The following is a 16,063-nucleotide window of genomic DNA, read 5'->3' on the forward strand; positions in this document are numbered from 1 at the left end:
AAGTCGGTTTTTTTACGTCCTGATTCAGATCTCCTTTCAAATGAATACCCAACTCTTAATTCATACCCATACCTTTCTCTGCACTTACATATTCGATAAACCATATATGTTTTTGACTTATCCGTTTTGAAGAGAGACACTACCTGCAACAATCAGGAGCGCAATATGTCATTTCTGTTACCCATCCAACTGTTCAAAATTCTTGCCGATGAAACCCGCCTGGGCATCGTTTTACTGCTCAGTGAGATGGGTGAATTATGCGTGTGTGATCTCTGTACTGCCCTGAATCAGTCACAGCCCAAGATCTCACGCCACCTGGCATTGCTGCGTGAAAGCGGGTTATTGCTGGATCGCAAGCAAGGTAAGTGGGTTCATTACCGTTTATCGCCGCATATTCCTTCCTGGGCTGCGAAAATTATTGAGCAGACCTGGCGATGTGAACAGGAAAATGTTCAGACTGTTATCCGTAACCTGGCTCGACAAAATTGTTCCGCAGACAGTAAGAACATTTGCAGTTAAAAAATTTAGCTAAACACATATGGATTTACATATGTGTTTTATCCGGGAGGCATTATGTTACTGGCAGGCGCTATATTTGTCCTGACCATCGTATTGGTTATCTGGCAACCGAAAGGTTTAGGCATCGGCTGGAGTGCAACGCTCGGCGCGGTACTGGCGTTAATAACGGGTGTGGTACATCCGGGCGATATTCCGGTGGTGTGGAATATCGTCTGGAACGCGACGGCTGCATTTATTGCCGTTATTATCATCAGTCTGCTGCTGGATGAGTCAGGCTTTTTTGAATGGGCGGCGCTGCACGTCTCACGCTGGGGCAATGGACGCGGTCGCTTGCTGTTTACCTGGATTGTCCTGCTCGGCGCTGCCGTTGCGGCCCTGTTTGCTAATGATGGCGCGGCGCTTATTTTGACGCCGATTGTCATCGCCATGCTGCTGGCTTTAGGTTTCAGTAAAGGCACTACGCTGGCGTTCGTTATGGCGGCCGGGTTCATTGCCGATACCGCCAGCTTGCCGCTTATTGTCTCCAACCTGGTGAATATCGTTTCGGCAGATTTCTTTGGCCTCGGCTTTCGCGAATACGCATCGGTGATGGTGCCGGTGGATATCGCCGCAATTGTTGCCACGCTGGTGATGCTGCATCTCTATTTCCGCAAAGATATTCCGCAGAACTACGATATGGCGCTGCTGAAATCTCCCACCGAAGCGATTAAAGATCCTGCGACGTTCAAAACTGGCTGGGTTGTTTTACTGTTTCTGCTAGTGGGATTTTTCGTCCTGGAACCGCTCGGTATTCCGGTTAGTGCCATTGCAGCTGTGGGTGCGCTGATTTTGTTTGCGGTCGCTAAACGCGGTCACGCGATTAATACGGGTAAGGTGCTGCGCGGTGCGCCCTGGCAGATTGTCATCTTCTCGCTCGGCATGTATCTGGTGGTTTATGGCCTGCGCAATGCAGGACTAACGGAATATCTTTCTGGCGTACTCAACGTGCTGGCAGATAACGGCCTGTGGGCCGCGACGCTCGGCACCGGATTCCTCACCGCCTTCCTCTCTTCTATTATGAACAATATGCCGACGGTGCTGGTTGGCGCGTTGTCCATTGATGGCAGCACGGCATCTGGCGTTATCAAAGAAGCGATGGTTTATGCCAACGTGATTGGCTGCGATTTGGGACCGAAAATTACCCCAATTGGTAGTCTGGCAACGCTGCTCTGGCTGCACGTACTTTCGCAGAAGAATATGACAATCAGTTGGGGATATTACTTCCGTACAGGGATTATCATGACCCTGCCTGTGCTGTTTGTGACGCTGACCGCGCTGGCGCTACGCCTCTCTTTCACATCGTAATGAGATACTGATATGAGCAACATTACCATTTATCACAACCCGGCCTGCGGCACGTCGCGTAATACGCTGGAGATGATCCGCAACAGCGGCACAGAACCGACCATTATCTATTATCTGGAAACACCGCCGACGCGCGATGAACTGGTCAAACTCATTGCCGATATGGGGATTTCCGTACGCGCGCTGCTGCGTAAAAACGTCGAACCGTATGAGGAACTGGGCCTTGCAGAAGATAAATTTACTGACGATCGGTTAATTGATTTTATGCTGCAATATCCCATCCTGATTAACCGCCCGATTGTGGTGACGCCGCTGGGAACTCGCCTGTGTCGCCCTTCAGAAGTCGTGCTGGAAATTCTGCCAGATGCGCAACAAGGCGCGTTCACCAAGGAAGATGGCGAGAAAGTGGTTGATGAGGCGGGTAAGCGATTAAAATAAACAAAGGGGGCGGCTACGCCCTCTCATTATTGACAAAAAATACATAATTTCGATCGTGCAATTTCAGTAAATTATTGATATCCACGCAGGACGGATAAACAATGTTTTTTAATGAACAGATAAAATGAGTCATATAATAAGCGTTTTAAAATTGAAGATCCCCAAAGTTAAAATTACGAATGGCTTGCATATCTAACATTTATAAACCATTATCATCACATCAATAACAACTTTTACGCCATGTGCCATTAGAAATAAGATCCTCCTTATAATATCCCATATTATAAGGAGACACATAATAACATCACACATCAATGCTTTCCGGAACTCATCTGCAAGGATATAAATATCAGACAGGTTTACGTTACTATCAGGCATATCACCTGAAAATCAGATGAAAACTATAAAGAAATATCTATTATGGTTTTAACATTTGTTGATAAGGATAGTAACATGAACAAGACAAAAGGTGCACTCATCTTCAGCCTTTCATTTTTTCTTGCCGCATGTAGTTCGATTCCGCAAAATATCAAAGGCAATAACCAACCTGATATTCAAAAAAGTTTTGTTGCTGTTCATAACCAACCGAATTTGTATGTTGGCCAACAGGCACGCTTCGGCGGGAAGGTTATCAACGTTATCAACGGTAAAACAGATACGTTGCTAGAAATCGCCGTATTGCCGTTGGATAGCTATGCAAAACCTGACATTGAGGCCAACTATCAAGGGCGACTGCTCGCCAGACAAAGCGGCTTCCTTGACCCAGTGAACTACCGTAACCACTTTGTCACCGTTCTCGGCACCATTCAGGGCGAACAACCTGGATTTATCAATAAAGTCCCATATAACTTCGTTGACGTAAATGTGCAGGGGATTCAGGTATGGCATTTGAGAGAAGTGGTCAATACCACCTACAACTTGTGGGATTACGGCTACGGCGCATTCTGGCCTGAACCCGGCTGGGGCGCACCGTACTACACCAATGCAGTTAGCCAGGTAACGCCAGAACTGGTGAAATAATTTGGTTTAAAGATGCAGATATTTTTCAAATATCTGCATCTTCAATAAAATCATTTCTATATAACTATAATTACAAGCCCTGACCTTTTTATTACCTTTGGCGACCTGATTATAAAGTTAATGTTCGCAACGGGAGTCGGTTATGTTTCTTATAATTACCAAAGACACCATGTTTTTCACCGCGATGAAAAATATTATAAGTAAAGGTAATGTCGTTCATATACAGAACGAAAAAGAGATTGACTTAACGTTGCATCAGAATGCCTTAGTGATTATTGATACATTAATGAATAATGTATTCCACTCATCAATGCTCAACAAAATTGAACGCCTGCGGCCTGTTCATGTCATTGTTTTCTCGCCGTTTAATATTAAGCGCTGTCTGGGGAAAGTTCCGGTAACCTTTGTCCAGAGAAACATTACGATTATTGACTTCGTCGCGCTGCTCAATGGCAGTTATTGCTCTGTACCAGAAGCGGACGTGTCACTCTCGCGCAAACAGCATCAGGTTCTGAGCTGCATTGCGAATCAAATGACGACAGAAGATATTCTGGGGAAACTCAAAATATCGCTGAAAACATTCTACTGCCATAAACACAATATTATGATGATCCTCAATCTTAAGCGGATCAACGAACTGGTACGTCATCAACATATTGATTATCTGGTCTGAAATCTCCAGCTGATATTTATAAAGAGGCCCGGCGACAGCCAGACCTCCGGACAATGACTCGTTATGCAGCAACGCCTTCCTGCGTCAGCGCCGCAATCTGTTTACGCCATTGCGCCTGCTCCTGTTCCCCTTCAGTACGCTGACCATAAAGTTGCGCAATCTGCGTACCATCATGAGCAAACAGTTCCAGGCTGGTTACGTAGCCATTGCTGGTCGGTTTACGGGTAACCCAGGCTTCAGCAATGCTCTCTTCTAATAGATGAAGAGTAAACGTCGGGTTGAAAATATTCAGCCAACCTTTCATTGGCACCACTTTTTCTACCATACCCGTGAAAATCTGTACGCAGCCACGGTTGCCAACAAACACCATGATTTCATTGCCATCCTGCTGTGCAGATTCCAGAATCTGCGCCAGCGCACTACCAGATACTTTGCAGGCCAAATCGTCTGCCACCAGATTGAACGCCTGCTGACGAGTCAGGTTGTGGCGCTTGAGCAACGTAAAAAACTGATGGACATCCGTCATCGCACGCCACTCTTGTTCTACAACACTGGCATCGACATCGGTTTGTGCGGTAGGCGCATCAATCGTTGTTAACTCAAGCGGCGTATTTTCCTCGACGATAAAGCGTGCCAGAAGCTCATTCCATGCCGCCATATCGGTATTGTCGGTAGGATAAACTTTCAGTAATGCATCGCCCTGATGATCAAAGAACTGAATACTCTGACGTTCACCGCGAGCCGTGTTTTCTTTTATATGGAAAACACTGGCCCACTGATTAAGAAACAGTCGCAAATCCAGCGCGCGCGGGTTGAGTATTAATCCGGCATGACCGTTCAAATGCTGGTTTGTGAACGAGCCAACTTGCTCATGGACTGCATATTCATTACGACAAATACATTTGGTTTCACCAACGCTTTCCAGCGCCGCCAGAATTTCACGAATATCGCCGCGCATCCGCCACGCGTCGTGCGTGACGCGCGCAAATGCCAGTTCTGCTTCGCTGATATTCATTAAACCTGCGATGTCACGCGCGTACTTTCCGGGATTTTGTTCTTTTAACTCAAGCCAGCGTGTGTAGTGGTTCATTGTCTCTCTTCCTTCCAGATAAATGCCCCGAAATATCGGGGCTGATGATTACCATTGATAACTCACGAAAATTTTGCCGTTACGTCCATCCTGTGGGATGCCCTGCGGCGACCAGTACTCTTTATCGAAGGCGTTGCCCAATACCAGAGTCGTGGTCATGCCTTTGAGCGCCTGCTGCCCTTGATAACTGACGTAGAAATCATTCACGCCGTAGCCAGGTTGTTTGCTGTAACTGCTGCTGATATGTGTTGAGCGATCGGCAAACGTACCGACCCAACCAACAGAGAAGCCACTGTGAGCGATCGGAATATTCAGGGTACTGGTAACGGTATCCGGGTTAATGCTGGAGATATATTCCCCGGTATCGGTGTCTTTGCCGCGGGTACGGTTATAGGCCACATCAAGGCTAAACAGATCAGTGGTATATTTCGTCATCACATCCCAGCCCCAGATTTTGGCGTTCGGGACGTTATAAGACATGGTTGTCGCCGCCGCGAAATCGACGGTTGTGGAGATGTAATCCTTCGCTTTGGTATCAAAGTAGCTGGCTTTAAATTCCAGGGCATCATTGGACAACATCAGGTCATCAAAACGCAGCCCAAAGCCGTACTCCTGAGTTTCGTTGGTTTCCGGACGTAAATTCGGGTTTGGCACCCAATAGTTGGTATAGAAGCGACCAATCGAGAAGTGCTTTGAATCGTTGTACATTTCGCCCATCGTCGGCGCGCGGAATGCCTGGGCATATGAACCAAATAACATCAGCCAGTTGGTCGGATTGATAGTCATCCCTGCACGAGACGACCATTTGTCGGCTTCAACATCTTTGTAGCCGTCGCTGCTACCGCGATAGCTGTCATAGCGGGTTCCGCCAAGCAGGGTAATCGGCAGATCGCGTAAGGTGATCTCATCCTGTAGCCAGCCGGAACTGAAATCAATTTTTGCTTGCGGGAAGCCCGTCGTCGCGCCGCCCGGATGCTGTTCCTGACGATAATACTCACCGCCATACGTCAGCAGGTGAGAGGCAAAACTCTCGGCAAACAGAGTGGAACGGTTCTCCAGTTTGGCACCTTTTGTTGTCTGTTCGCGGTACTCACCGGAACTTCCCGTGTTTTGCGCATTAATACGAACTTCCGACCAGTAAACTTTTGCATCAGCATTTAACCAGTCGTTGCCCACTGGAGAGAGTTTATAAGAAAGCTGAGCATCACGTTGAATCGTTGAACGATCAACCATCGGATTACTGCTGTCAGACGCTTCAACGGTCTGCGGATTTTTTGGTTCACGCGCGTCGTTATTGTAATAACGCACTAATCCGCTCAGAGCCTGGGCAGAATCAATTTGCCAGGTTCCTTTCGCCAGCATGTTATTAATAGCCTCATCATTCGGCGCGGTTTCGCCATTGCTCTGGCGTAAATCACCACGATCGCGACTGGACCAGGCCACAATACCATCCAGATTTTCCGTTCGCCCAAACGCGCTCGCGCCTAATCCCAGGCTATGGTCCCCCGTGCCACCGGTGCCAAAAACGCGAAAACCGCTGCTTTGTCCTTCCTGCAATAAATCTTTTGCATCGACCGTATCGTAGGAGATAACACCACCCAGCGCGCCACTGCCATACAGTAATGCCGAAGGTCCACGGACAATCTCGACACGTTTGATCAGCGCCGGATCGAGGAAAGTCCCATTCAGGTGTCCGGTATCCGTTCCCTGACGAACGCCATCGACAAGAACCAGCACGCCGCGATGGTCATAACCACGCATATTCACATCCTGACCGTTGGTTCGTCCGGTACCATCAAGGGTAATTCCAGGAACATGACGCAGCAGATCGGTGGCTGAAGTCGCCGTTTGGTTTTCAGGAGCGGAAGTGTCGAGGACGCTGACCATCATTGGTGCTTCGAAGGAACTACGGGCATTCCCCGTTGCCGTAACGGTCATGGTTTCAGTAGCAAAAGCAAACGTTGGCAAGGTGGCAGAAACAGCCAAAGCCAACAAACTCAAGCGCAACGAGGTAAATTGCGGACGTGACATAGCGATTCTCCATGAGGAAAATAAAAAATGCTGGCTACCTGGATTAATACCTGGATGGCTGGCGAAAAATAAATTTATTTACAATTCAAAGCGATAATATTCGCCGGGTGAGTTAACGGGCGTTTATATCCGGTGAAATTGCCTGGTATCCCGGACAATTCGCCCTCTTTGTCAGGCAAAGCGATATGCCGCATCTGGAGTGAAGAGAGCTGTGCGCTATCCCTTGCAAAAGCTATGATTTTGTTATCCATATAGTCATATTTTGTTAAAGCCAGACGTGATAATGAGAATTATTATCGATCAATTTTTTATGATCAAGCTTTTTTTTAACCGCCATTAACACAATAAACAGAGGGTTATGAAAGCTATCCTGTATCCAGAAAACCATTTTTTTCTTGTGGCAGTCCCCCACGATCTCATAACGAAACGTTGTCGTTAACCGCGATAATTTTCTCTTCTCTTTGCTATGCAAGCCGCGATATCTCTGAGATCTCAGCTTTTTCCCGCCCTGAAATTTTGTCGGTAACAAGAACGTTAGCTGACGAAGCATCTTGATAAAAATCAAAAATAAATACGCTTGTAACGCCTTGCGTATTGAATCGACGGTTGTGTTTCATATATAACTCAAATGATAATCATGATCATTCTCAATTCGATAAGAGTTCTCATATGATGCCAAGGATCACCAACAGGCCGTATCTTTTTTCCCCACTAACGTTATGTATTTCAGCCGTGGCCTCTGCCGCGAAGACTGCGGTAAAACGAAAAAAATTGTTTACGGCAGTACTGGCTCTTAGCTGGGCTTTTAGCGCAACGGCTGCCGAACGCATTGTGGTCGCAGGAGGATCACTGACGGAGCTAATCTACGCGATGGGCGCTGGCGAGCGCGTGGTGGGTGTCGATGAAACGACATCTTATCCACCAGAAACCGCCAAACTGCCGCATATTGGTTACTGGAAACAACTCAGCAGCGAAGGCATTTTGTCACTTCGCCCGGATAGCGTAATTACCTGGCAGGATGCAGGACCGCAAATTGTGCTCGACCAGCTGCGGGCGCAAAAGGTCAACGTCGTCACTCTGCCGCGTGTACCAGCCACCCTTGAGCAGATGTACGCCAACATTCGCCAACTGGCAAAAACGCTACAGGTTCCTGAACAAGGCGAGGCGCTGGTGACACAAATCAGCCAACGCCTGGAGCAAGTACAGCAAAGCGTGGCGGCCAAAAAAGCCCCGGTTAAAGCGATGTTTATTCTCTCTGCTGGCGGCAGCGCGCCACAGGTTGCCGGGAAAGGCAGCGTCGCGGATGCCATTCTGTCGCTTGCCGGAGCAGAAAACGTCGCTACCCACCAGCAGTACAAAAGCTACAGCGCGGAATCGCTGATTGCGGCTAACCCTGAAGTGATTGTCGTAACCTCACAAATGGTCGATGGGGATATTAATCGGCTACGTTCTATTGCCGGAATTACCCACACCGCCGCCTGGAAGAACCAGCGCATTATCACCGTTGATCAAAACCTGATTCTGGGAATGGGCCCGCGTATTGCTGATGTCGTTGAGTCTTTACACCAGCAACTTTGGCCGCAATAAACGGATTTAAATCAGACGTATGAACATGAAAAACACCCTGGATCTCACGCCTCATTTTGCTTTAGACGGTGACCAGCCATTTAAAGACAGGCGTGCCATGATGCCGTTTCGTGGGGCCATTCCGGTCGCCAAAGAACAACTGGCACAGACCTGGCAAGCGATGATCAGTCAAACAACCTCACCTCGTAAGCGACTGGTTTATCTTCATATTCCTTTTTGCGCGACACACTGCACGTTTTGTGGTTTTTATCAGAATCGTTTTAATGAAGATGCGTGTGTTCATTATACCGATGCCCTGATTCGAGAAATCGAACAGGAGGCAGACAGCGTATTGCATCAGTCCGCGCCCATCCATGCGGTCTATTTCGGTGGCGGTACGCCTTCCGCACTCTCCGCGCGCGATTTGGCAAGAATCATCACCACACTACGAGAGAAATTACCACTGGCACCCGATTGTGAAATCACCATTGAAGGCCGGGTACTGAATTTTGACGCTGAGCGAATCGACGCTTGCCTTGATGCGGGAGCAAACCGCTTCTCAATTGGTATTCAGTCGTTTAACAGCAAAATCCGCAAGAAAATGGCTCGCACTTCGGATGGCCCAACCGCCATTGCGTTTATGGAAAGCCTGGTCAAACGCGACCGTGCTGCGGTGGTGTGCGATTTGCTGTTTGGCCTGCCAGGCCAGGATGCGCAAACCTGGGGAGAAGATCTGGCTATTGCCCGCGATATCGGTCTTGACGGCGTCGACCTCTATGCGCTCAACGTCCTGCCCAACACGCCACTGGGCAAAGCCGTGGAAAATGGGCGCACTACCGTGCCCTCTCCGGCGGAGCGTCGCGATCTTTACCTGCAAGGGTGTGATTTTATGGACGATGCCGGTTGGCGCTGTATCAGTAACAGCCACTGGGGCCGTACCACACGCGAACGCAATCTCTATAACCTGCTGATAAAACAAGGTGCCGATTGTCTGGCCTTTGGTTCCGGCGCCGGCGGTTCGATTAATGGTTACTCCTGGATGAATGAACGCAATCTGCAGACCTGGCATGAATCCGTCGCGGCAGGCAAAAAACCGCTGATGATGATCATGCGTAACGCCGAACGTAACGCGCAATGGCGTCATACCTTGCAGTCGGGCATTGAAACGGCGCGTGTACCGCTGGACGAACTTACGCCACATGCCGAAAAACTCGCACCATTACTGGCCCAGTGGCACCAAAAAGGCTTAAGCCGCGATGCTTCAACGTGCTTGCGATTGACCAATGAAGGTCGTTTCTGGGCAAGCAACATTTTGCAGTCTCTTAATGAACTGATTCAGGTACTTAATGCGCCAGCGATTGCGCTTGAAAAACCATAACAGGAGTGATTTATGAGCCATGTCTCGTTACAGGAATTTTTGAAAACGGAGCCAGACGGTACGCTGGAGGCGATCGCCGAACAATACAACACCACGCTGCTGGAGGTAGTGAAAAATCTGCCCTCTCCGACAGTTGTGTCAGGCGATAAATTCGATACTGTCTGGGATACCGTCTGCGAATGGGGCAACGTCACCACGCTGGTGCATACTGCCGATGTGATCCTCGAATTTAGCGGCGAACTGCCTTCGGGTTTCCACCGCCACGGCTATTTCAATCTGCGTGGAAAGCACGGCATGTCCGGGCATATCAAAGCAGAAAACTGCACGCATATTGCCTTAATCGAACGTAAATTTATGGGCATGGACACCGCATCCATTCTCTTTTTCAACAAAGAAGGCAGCGCCATGCTGAAAATCTTCCTCGGCAGGGATGACCATCGTCAGCTCCTGAGTGAACAGGTCAACGCCTTCCATGCTCTGGCAGCATCGTTAAAGGAACACGCCTGATGACACCGTGGCTACTCTTTGGCGCGGGCGGAAAAGGTGTGGGCGCCAGAACGCTTGAACTGGCGCTGGCGGAACAACGTCCGGTCGTCGCTGTCGTTCGCCGCGCAGACTCTGCGGCTCAACTGGTGCAACAAGGTGTGCAGGTTTTTACTGGCGACGCTTGTGACGCCAGCGTAGTCGCAGCCGCCTGCCGCGCGGCTGGTCCGCAAGCACTTATCATCTCAACAATGGGCGGCGCACAGGATTATCTGGCCCACAGAACGGTGATTGATGAGGCCGAAAAGGCAGGCATCAGTCGCATGATTCTGGTGACTTCTTTGGGATGCGGCGATAGTTGGCCGTTCTTATCGGATCGGGCAAAAGCCGCGTTTGGTCAGGCGGTGCGCGAAAAGACACTGGCGGAAAGCTGGCTGCAAACCAGCCAGCTAGACTACGCCATTCTCCGCCCTGGCGGTCTGCTTGACGGCGCAGCAACAGGCAAAGCACAACGGATACAAAATCAGGAGTGTCATGGTTTTGTCCGCCGTGCCGATGTCGCCGCACACATTCATGAACTGGCAAACGCGCCAGCACTCAACAAGCAGATCTACAGTCTGATTGAATCTGACCTGAAACCAGCGTAATCCCATGCGGCGCAGACTCTCCGCGCCGCAACGTCATAACGGAGTTTTGCGTGCTCAAGGATTCATTTTCATCCGCCAGTGTCTTTATGGGGCTATCACTATTATTGCTTGCCCTGGTGCTGTTCGGTGCCAGTCAGGGCGCGTTAAAAATCAGCTTTAGCGCCCTTCTTGATGAGGAATACCGCGATATCTGGCTCAATATTCGTCTGCCACGCGTTTTACTGGCCGTGCTGGTAGGCGCCGCGTTGGCAACCGCCGGGGTGATTATGCAGGGGCTTTTCCGCAACCCCATGGCTGACCCTGGATTGCTCGGCGTCAGTAGCGGTTCGGCATTAATGGTCGGCGTTGCTATTGTACTGCCCTTTTCGTTCCCCGTGGTGCTGGTGCTTTATGAACAAATGGTGTTTGCCATCGCCGGAAGTTTAGTGGTCTGCACCATCATTTTTCTCATCACGCAGCGCCATCGCGATGGCAGCATGATGCAATTGTTACTCGCCGGTATTGCCATCAATGCCCTGTGCGGCGCAGCGATCGGCATACTGAGCTATATCGGCGATGAGCAACAGCTACGACAACTCACGTTGTGGATGATGGGCAATCTCGGTCAGGCGCAATGGCCAACGTTATTGGTTGCCGGTTCCTTCATTCTGCCCGCCATTATGGCAACAACGTGCCTCGCCGGAACGCTGAATTTGCTGCAACTTGGTGATGAAGAAGCCCATTACCTCGGCGTGAACGTAAAGCGTAAACGCCAACAATTACTGTTGATTAGCTCACTGCTCGTTGGCGCTGCCGTATCGGTAAGCGGCATTATCGGCTTTATTGGCCTGGTGATCCCCCATCTGATTCGCATGACAACCGGAGCAAATCATCGCTGGCTAATTCCTTGCTCTGCCCTTGCCGGAGCCTGCTTATTACTGATGGCAGACACGCTTGCCCGCATACTGGTACAGCCAGCAGAAATGCCTGTAGGATTACTAACCAGCCTGCTTGGCGGTCCGTATTTCATGTGGTTGATTCTGCGCAAAGGGAGGATCGCATGATTAGCGCCCGGAACCTGGTTTATAGCCTTCATGGGCGACGCCTGACTGACAATGTCTCGCTGACTTTTCCCGGCGGGGAAATTGTTGCCATTCTCGGCCCTAATGGTGCGGGAAAATCCACGTTGCTTCGCCAGCTCACCGGCTATCTTCAACCTGATAGCGGTGAATGCCGGTTATTTAATAAGCCATTAAATGAATGGTCAATTACCGAACTGGCGAAACACCGGGCCGTGATGCGTCAGAATAGCCATATGGCGTTTCCATTCAGCGTACAAGAAGTGATCCAGATGGGGCGCCATCCGCATCGTAGCGGTAATCAGGGGGATGAAACGGCACAGATAATGGCGCTATGCGACTGTCAGGCGTTAGCAAACCGCGACTATCGGCATTTATCCGGCGGTGAACAACAGCGTGTGCAATTAGCGCGCCTGCTGGTGCAACTCTGGGAACCGGTCCCTTCACCGAAATGGCTATTTCTTGATGAACCAACGTCGGCGCTGGATATTCACCATCAACAACATCTTTTTCGTTTATTACGCCAGTTAGTTCGCGAACGGCAATTTAACGTCTGCTGCGTATTGCACGATCTTAATCTTGCAGCCCGTTATGCTGACCGTGTTGTTTTGATGCAAAAAGGAAAGGTTGTCGCAAATGGCAAACCGCAGGACGTATTGACACAGCAGGCGCTGACTTTGCTCTATGGCGCGGATATTACCGTACTAAAAGATCCTGCCAACCACTCACCACTGATCGTCCTCGATCATTAAACCAACAGGAGTACCGCTCTGGTACTCCTGCCGAATAAATAGCGATACAGATTAGCTAATTGAAACGCCTTTCACCCCTGCCATGCCTTTTAATAATCGCAACAGGTCTTCTATCGACGTCGTGGCATGAAGCTGAATATCAATGGAAACCACCTCATGATCTTCATTTTCTTGCAACGAAACTAAATCAGTTTTTATTTTTTGTTGTTTAAACCAGTCGAGCATCGACAGCGTATTACCGTTCACCAACGTCAGCTGTAAATGGTAATTCTTGTTCATCAGCCGGAAAGTTAATTGATGGAAGACTTCCAGTACCAACAAGGTCATTACAGAACCGTAAATCCCCAGCTCATACATGCCGCTACCAATCACCATACCGATTGCTGCTGTTACCCAGATATCCGCAGCGGTGGTGAGGCCGACAATATTTTGATTACGAACGAGGATATTACCCGCGCCTATAAAACCGACGCCAGTGACAACCTGAGCGGCAATACGGCTGGGATCAAGCCCGACGTGATCCAGCGCCAGCACATCAGCGAAACCATATTTCGACACAATCATAAACAGGGCGCTACCCATACCGATTAAGACATGTGTACGAAGCCCTGCCCCTTTGCCGCGCATTTGCCTTTCCATGCCAATAGCACCACAGGCAATAGCAGCCAGGATTAGACGAATAATAAATTCTGCAGTCATATAAAAATGCAAAAAGGAGCAGCAAGATGGCTCAACTTGCTACTCCTTTTTGCTTTATTCCTGTTAATTCGGCAGGACATTTGCCAATTTATCTTTGAAGGTATACAAATTTTTCTGCGGATTTTTCTTACAATATTCAATCACTTTAGGAATCTGAGTCAGATCAGTTTCATTTAAGGTTACAGTATCACCACCTTTGTAAACCGTTTCCTCATGCAGCATCCACCATGCAACCGGTGTCATCGCTTTTGGATTCAGGTCAATAAATTCCTGACAAGTCATATCTTTAGCAGATTCATTAGCAGCCAGTGCAGATTGTGCATTAACCAGTGAAAGTGCCGCTACAGCGCCAACGAAAATCATGGCCTTACGTAGAGATGAAATATTCATTTTACAACCCATTCAACAAATAAAGTATATATGAACAGGAGGATTATCTGCTTTTAACGCGAGGTATTCCTGCCTGTTCAATATTCAAGGAAATACGATGCAACGCATTCCATGAATTACATATCTTTCTTAATCTTGTCCCATTCGCCTTTAACTTTATCTTTAAAGCTGGCTTGTTTATCCTGAGTACAAGCCTGAACGATAGCTGGGGTTACGGTTGCAATGCCCTGAACATCCATAACCGCATCTTCTGGTTTATCTTTGTTATTCAGTGCTTCAGCAAAACCGACTGCAGTCGGCTGGAAGGATTCGTCCACAGCCAGGAAATCTTCACAGGTCCAGGAGTTGACAGGTTTTTTATTGTCAGCTGCTTTTTGTGCATCCGCGGCATTGCTCACAACTGGCAGAAGAAGCAGGCCACCAAGAATTACACCTAATACTTTTTTCATCGTAATATCCTCAACTATAAAGTGAAAGAGCCGTCACGAATCAATTTCGACATTGAGGTTATAACCTGGTTTTTTGGGTATGTCATGTTGAGATAAAATATCAAAATCAGATATTTTTATTTAAATACAACAAGTTACATGGGTGTTAGACACATTAATTAGGAAATTTTTATTAAATCACATGCATTCCTGGATGCATTTTTGGCATAGATTGATAGTAGGGGTTTTTCTTCTTAAATTTATAGGGTGGTTCTATGTTATATATAGATAAGGCAACAATTTTGAAATTTGACCTGGATATGCTTAAGAAGCATCGAAGAGCAATCCAGTTTATTGCTGTGCTACTGTTTATTGTCGGTTTGCTGTGTATAAGCTTCCCGTTTGTCTCTGGCGATATCCTTAGCACGGTCGTTGGCGCATTATTAATCTGCTCAGGTATTGCGCTTATTGTTGGTTTATTCAGCAACCGGAGTCATAATTTCTGGCCTGTATTATCCGGCTTCCTTGTCGCTGTCGCCTATTTGTTGATCGGCTATTTCTTCATCCGCGCACCAGAACTGGGAATTTTTGCTATTGCGGCGTTTATCGCTGGCTTGTTTTGTGTCGCTGGGGTTATTCGCTTGATGAGCTGGTATCGCCAGCGTTCAATGAAAGGCAGCTGGCTACAGCTAGTCATTGGTATCCTGGATATCATCATCGCATGGATATTCCTGGGTGCAACGCCAATGGTTTCTGTAACACTAGTTTCTACACTGGTGGGGATAGAATTAATATTCAGCGCTGCCAGCTTGTTTAGCTTCGCGAGTTTATTCGTTAAAAAATAATCAATATCAGACCGTCGACACAGTATTTCCCACACCGCCTCATAATCACTCATAGTGACTATGAGGCATGTAACACTCTCACTTCATATAGCCACCAGGGCAAAACATAAACCATCGTTGAAATAATTACCGTGCGACTCATTAAACAACTCGCTGAAACCTTTATGGTTTTATAAATTTCACAACAAATTAGCCATTTCAAACATTATCATGGCTGATATTTTCTGTAGTCAGGTTTAATGTTTAAAAGTGCAGTGGGAAAATGAAATCAAGATTTTGCAGGCATTGGCTCAATAAGAAGGTAATTAATGCAGTTGATGTTAATTTTCCTGAAAAATTAAAAAGAAAGCTGGCAATCCAATTGCCAGCTTAAGTAGAAACAAGGAGACTCGATATTTAAATCGGATTACTTTTTTATTTTAGTTTTATCATTCAGAAATCACAAACTTTAAATTGATAACTTATTCTTGGTAAAAATATGGGAGTTGTTAATTTCCTGTTAGTACTAACAAATTTATAACAACCAGGAATGTTACCTAGGATCAATATATGGAGTGCGTGATGGATAAATCTCAAGTTTTGATTAGTGTTAATAGACGTATTAGTTCACGAAGGGCAGCGTTCTTATAGGCGTTTACTATATTGAACAACGAATTCGGACATGGATGTAAATAATGAAAAGGATGACATGTTCGAAACAAT

General features: G+C 47.7%; 17 protein-coding genes. 12 read left to right on the top strand and 5 right to left on the bottom strand.

Going from position 1 to position 16,063, the window contains the following annotated elements:
- Positions 1–165: 165 nt before the first annotated feature.
- The 5 genes from arsR (at position 166) to FEM44_RS08610 (ending at position 3,994) form a co-directional block, all read left to right on the top strand.
- Positions 166–519: an As(III)-sensing metalloregulatory transcriptional repressor ArsR gene (arsR, locus tag FEM44_RS08590; RefSeq protein WP_135523873.1), complete on the top strand. Its 354-nt coding sequence runs from the start codon at positions 166–168 to the stop codon at positions 517–519.
- Between the two features lie 54 nt (positions 520–573).
- Positions 574–1,863 carry an arsenite/antimonite:H(+) antiporter ArsB gene (arsB, locus tag FEM44_RS08595; RefSeq protein ID WP_135523872.1) on the top strand — a complete coding sequence of 430 codons (1,290 nt, stop codon included), beginning with the start codon at positions 574–576 and terminating at the stop codon, positions 1,861–1,863.
- Between the two features lie 12 nt (positions 1,864–1,875).
- Positions 1,876–2,301, top strand: a complete 426-nt coding sequence (arsC, locus tag FEM44_RS08600; RefSeq protein WP_130221302.1) for a glutaredoxin-dependent arsenate reductase — start codon at positions 1,876–1,878, stop codon at positions 2,299–2,301.
- A 453-nt stretch (positions 2,302–2,754) separates the two neighbouring features.
- The gene (slp, locus tag FEM44_RS08605) at positions 2,755–3,321 is read left to right on the top strand and encodes an outer membrane lipoprotein Slp (RefSeq protein WP_135487091.1); all 567 of its coding nucleotides are present in this window, start codon (positions 2,755–2,757) and stop codon (positions 3,319–3,321) included.
- Positions 3,322–3,463: 142 nt separating this feature from the next.
- Positions 3,464–3,994: a helix-turn-helix domain-containing protein gene (locus FEM44_RS08610; protein WP_130217826.1), complete on the top strand. Its 531-nt coding sequence runs from the start codon at positions 3,464–3,466 to the stop codon at positions 3,992–3,994.
- A 61-nt stretch (positions 3,995–4,055) separates the two neighbouring features.
- Here FEM44_RS08610 and chuS read toward each other — a convergent pair whose 3' ends face one another.
- Positions 4,056–5,084 carry a hematinate-forming heme oxygenase ChuS gene (chuS, locus tag FEM44_RS08615; RefSeq protein ID WP_135523871.1) on the bottom strand — a complete coding sequence of 343 codons (1,029 nt, stop codon included), beginning with the start codon at positions 5,082–5,084 and terminating at the stop codon, positions 4,056–4,058.
- Between the two features lie 48 nt (positions 5,085–5,132).
- Positions 5,133–7,115: a TonB-dependent heme/hemoglobin receptor ChuA/ShuA gene (chuA, locus tag FEM44_RS08620; RefSeq protein WP_135523870.1), complete on the bottom strand. Its 1,983-nt coding sequence runs from the start codon at positions 7,113–7,115 to the stop codon at positions 5,133–5,135.
- A gap of 672 nt (positions 7,116–7,787) precedes the next feature.
- Between chuA and shuT the strand changes: the two genes are divergently transcribed.
- From shuT to FEM44_RS08655, 6 genes are read left to right on the top strand one after another with little or no spacing between them, the layout of a single operon-like run.
- Positions 7,788–8,702: a heme ABC transporter substrate-binding protein ShuT gene (shuT, locus tag FEM44_RS08630; protein ID WP_135523887.1), complete on the top strand. Its 915-nt coding sequence runs from the start codon at positions 7,788–7,790 to the stop codon at positions 8,700–8,702.
- A gap of 19 nt (positions 8,703–8,721) precedes the next feature.
- Positions 8,722–10,059: a heme anaerobic degradation radical SAM methyltransferase ChuW/HutW gene (gene hutW / locus FEM44_RS08635; protein ID WP_135523869.1), complete on the top strand. Its 1,338-nt coding sequence runs from the start codon at positions 8,722–8,724 to the stop codon at positions 10,057–10,059.
- A 12-nt stretch (positions 10,060–10,071) separates the two neighbouring features.
- Positions 10,072–10,566 carry a heme utilization cystosolic carrier protein HutX gene (gene hutX / locus FEM44_RS08640; RefSeq protein WP_021550030.1) on the top strand — a complete coding sequence of 165 codons (495 nt, stop codon included), beginning with the start codon at positions 10,072–10,074 and terminating at the stop codon, positions 10,564–10,566.
- Positions 10,566–11,189: an anaerobilin reductase gene (gene chuY, locus FEM44_RS08645; RefSeq protein ID WP_135523868.1), complete on the top strand. Its 624-nt coding sequence runs from the start codon at positions 10,566–10,568 to the stop codon at positions 11,187–11,189. Before hutX ends, chuY begins: the two co-directional genes overlap by 1 nt.
- 50 nt (positions 11,190–11,239) lie before the next feature.
- Positions 11,240–12,232, top strand: a complete 993-nt coding sequence (gene shuU, locus FEM44_RS08650) for a heme ABC transporter permease ShuU/ChuU (protein WP_217496769.1) — start codon at positions 11,240–11,242, stop codon at positions 12,230–12,232.
- Positions 12,229–12,999, top strand: coding sequence for a heme ABC transporter ATP-binding protein (locus FEM44_RS08655; protein ID WP_135523867.1), 771 nt, complete (start codon positions 12,229–12,231; stop codon positions 12,997–12,999). Before shuU ends, FEM44_RS08655 begins: the two co-directional genes overlap by 4 nt.
- A 51-nt stretch (positions 13,000–13,050) precedes the next feature.
- Here FEM44_RS08655 and FEM44_RS08660 read toward each other — a convergent pair whose 3' ends face one another.
- The 3 genes from FEM44_RS08660 to hdeA all read right to left on the bottom strand — a co-directional run bounded on the left by FEM44_RS08660 (position 13,051) and on the right by hdeA (position 14,537).
- Positions 13,051–13,698, bottom strand: a complete 648-nt coding sequence (locus FEM44_RS08660; RefSeq protein ID WP_135523866.1) for an MgtC/SapB family protein — start codon at positions 13,696–13,698, stop codon at positions 13,051–13,053.
- Between the two features lie 63 nt (positions 13,699–13,761).
- The gene (hdeB, locus tag FEM44_RS08665; protein WP_130209187.1) at positions 13,762–14,088 is read right to left on the bottom strand and encodes an acid-activated periplasmic chaperone HdeB; all 327 of its coding nucleotides are present in this window, start codon (positions 14,086–14,088) and stop codon (positions 13,762–13,764) included.
- A gap of 116 nt (positions 14,089–14,204) precedes the next feature.
- Complete coding sequence (gene hdeA, locus FEM44_RS08670; RefSeq protein ID WP_130209189.1) at positions 14,205–14,537, bottom strand: acid-activated periplasmic chaperone HdeA; 333 nt, start codon at positions 14,535–14,537, stop codon at positions 14,205–14,207.
- A 254-nt stretch (positions 14,538–14,791) separates the two neighbouring features.
- On the opposite strand from hdeA, the gene hdeD reads away from it, so the two are divergent.
- Positions 14,792–15,361 (top strand): acid-resistance protein HdeD, encoded by a 570-nt coding sequence (gene hdeD, locus FEM44_RS08675; RefSeq protein WP_130221293.1) that lies wholly within the window; start codon positions 14,792–14,794, stop codon positions 15,359–15,361.
- Positions 15,362–16,063: the final 702 nt, after the last annotated feature.

It is taken from the genome of Escherichia sp. E4742, from assembly GCF_005843885.1.
Lineage (GTDB): Bacteria > Pseudomonadota > Gammaproteobacteria > Enterobacterales > Enterobacteriaceae > Escherichia.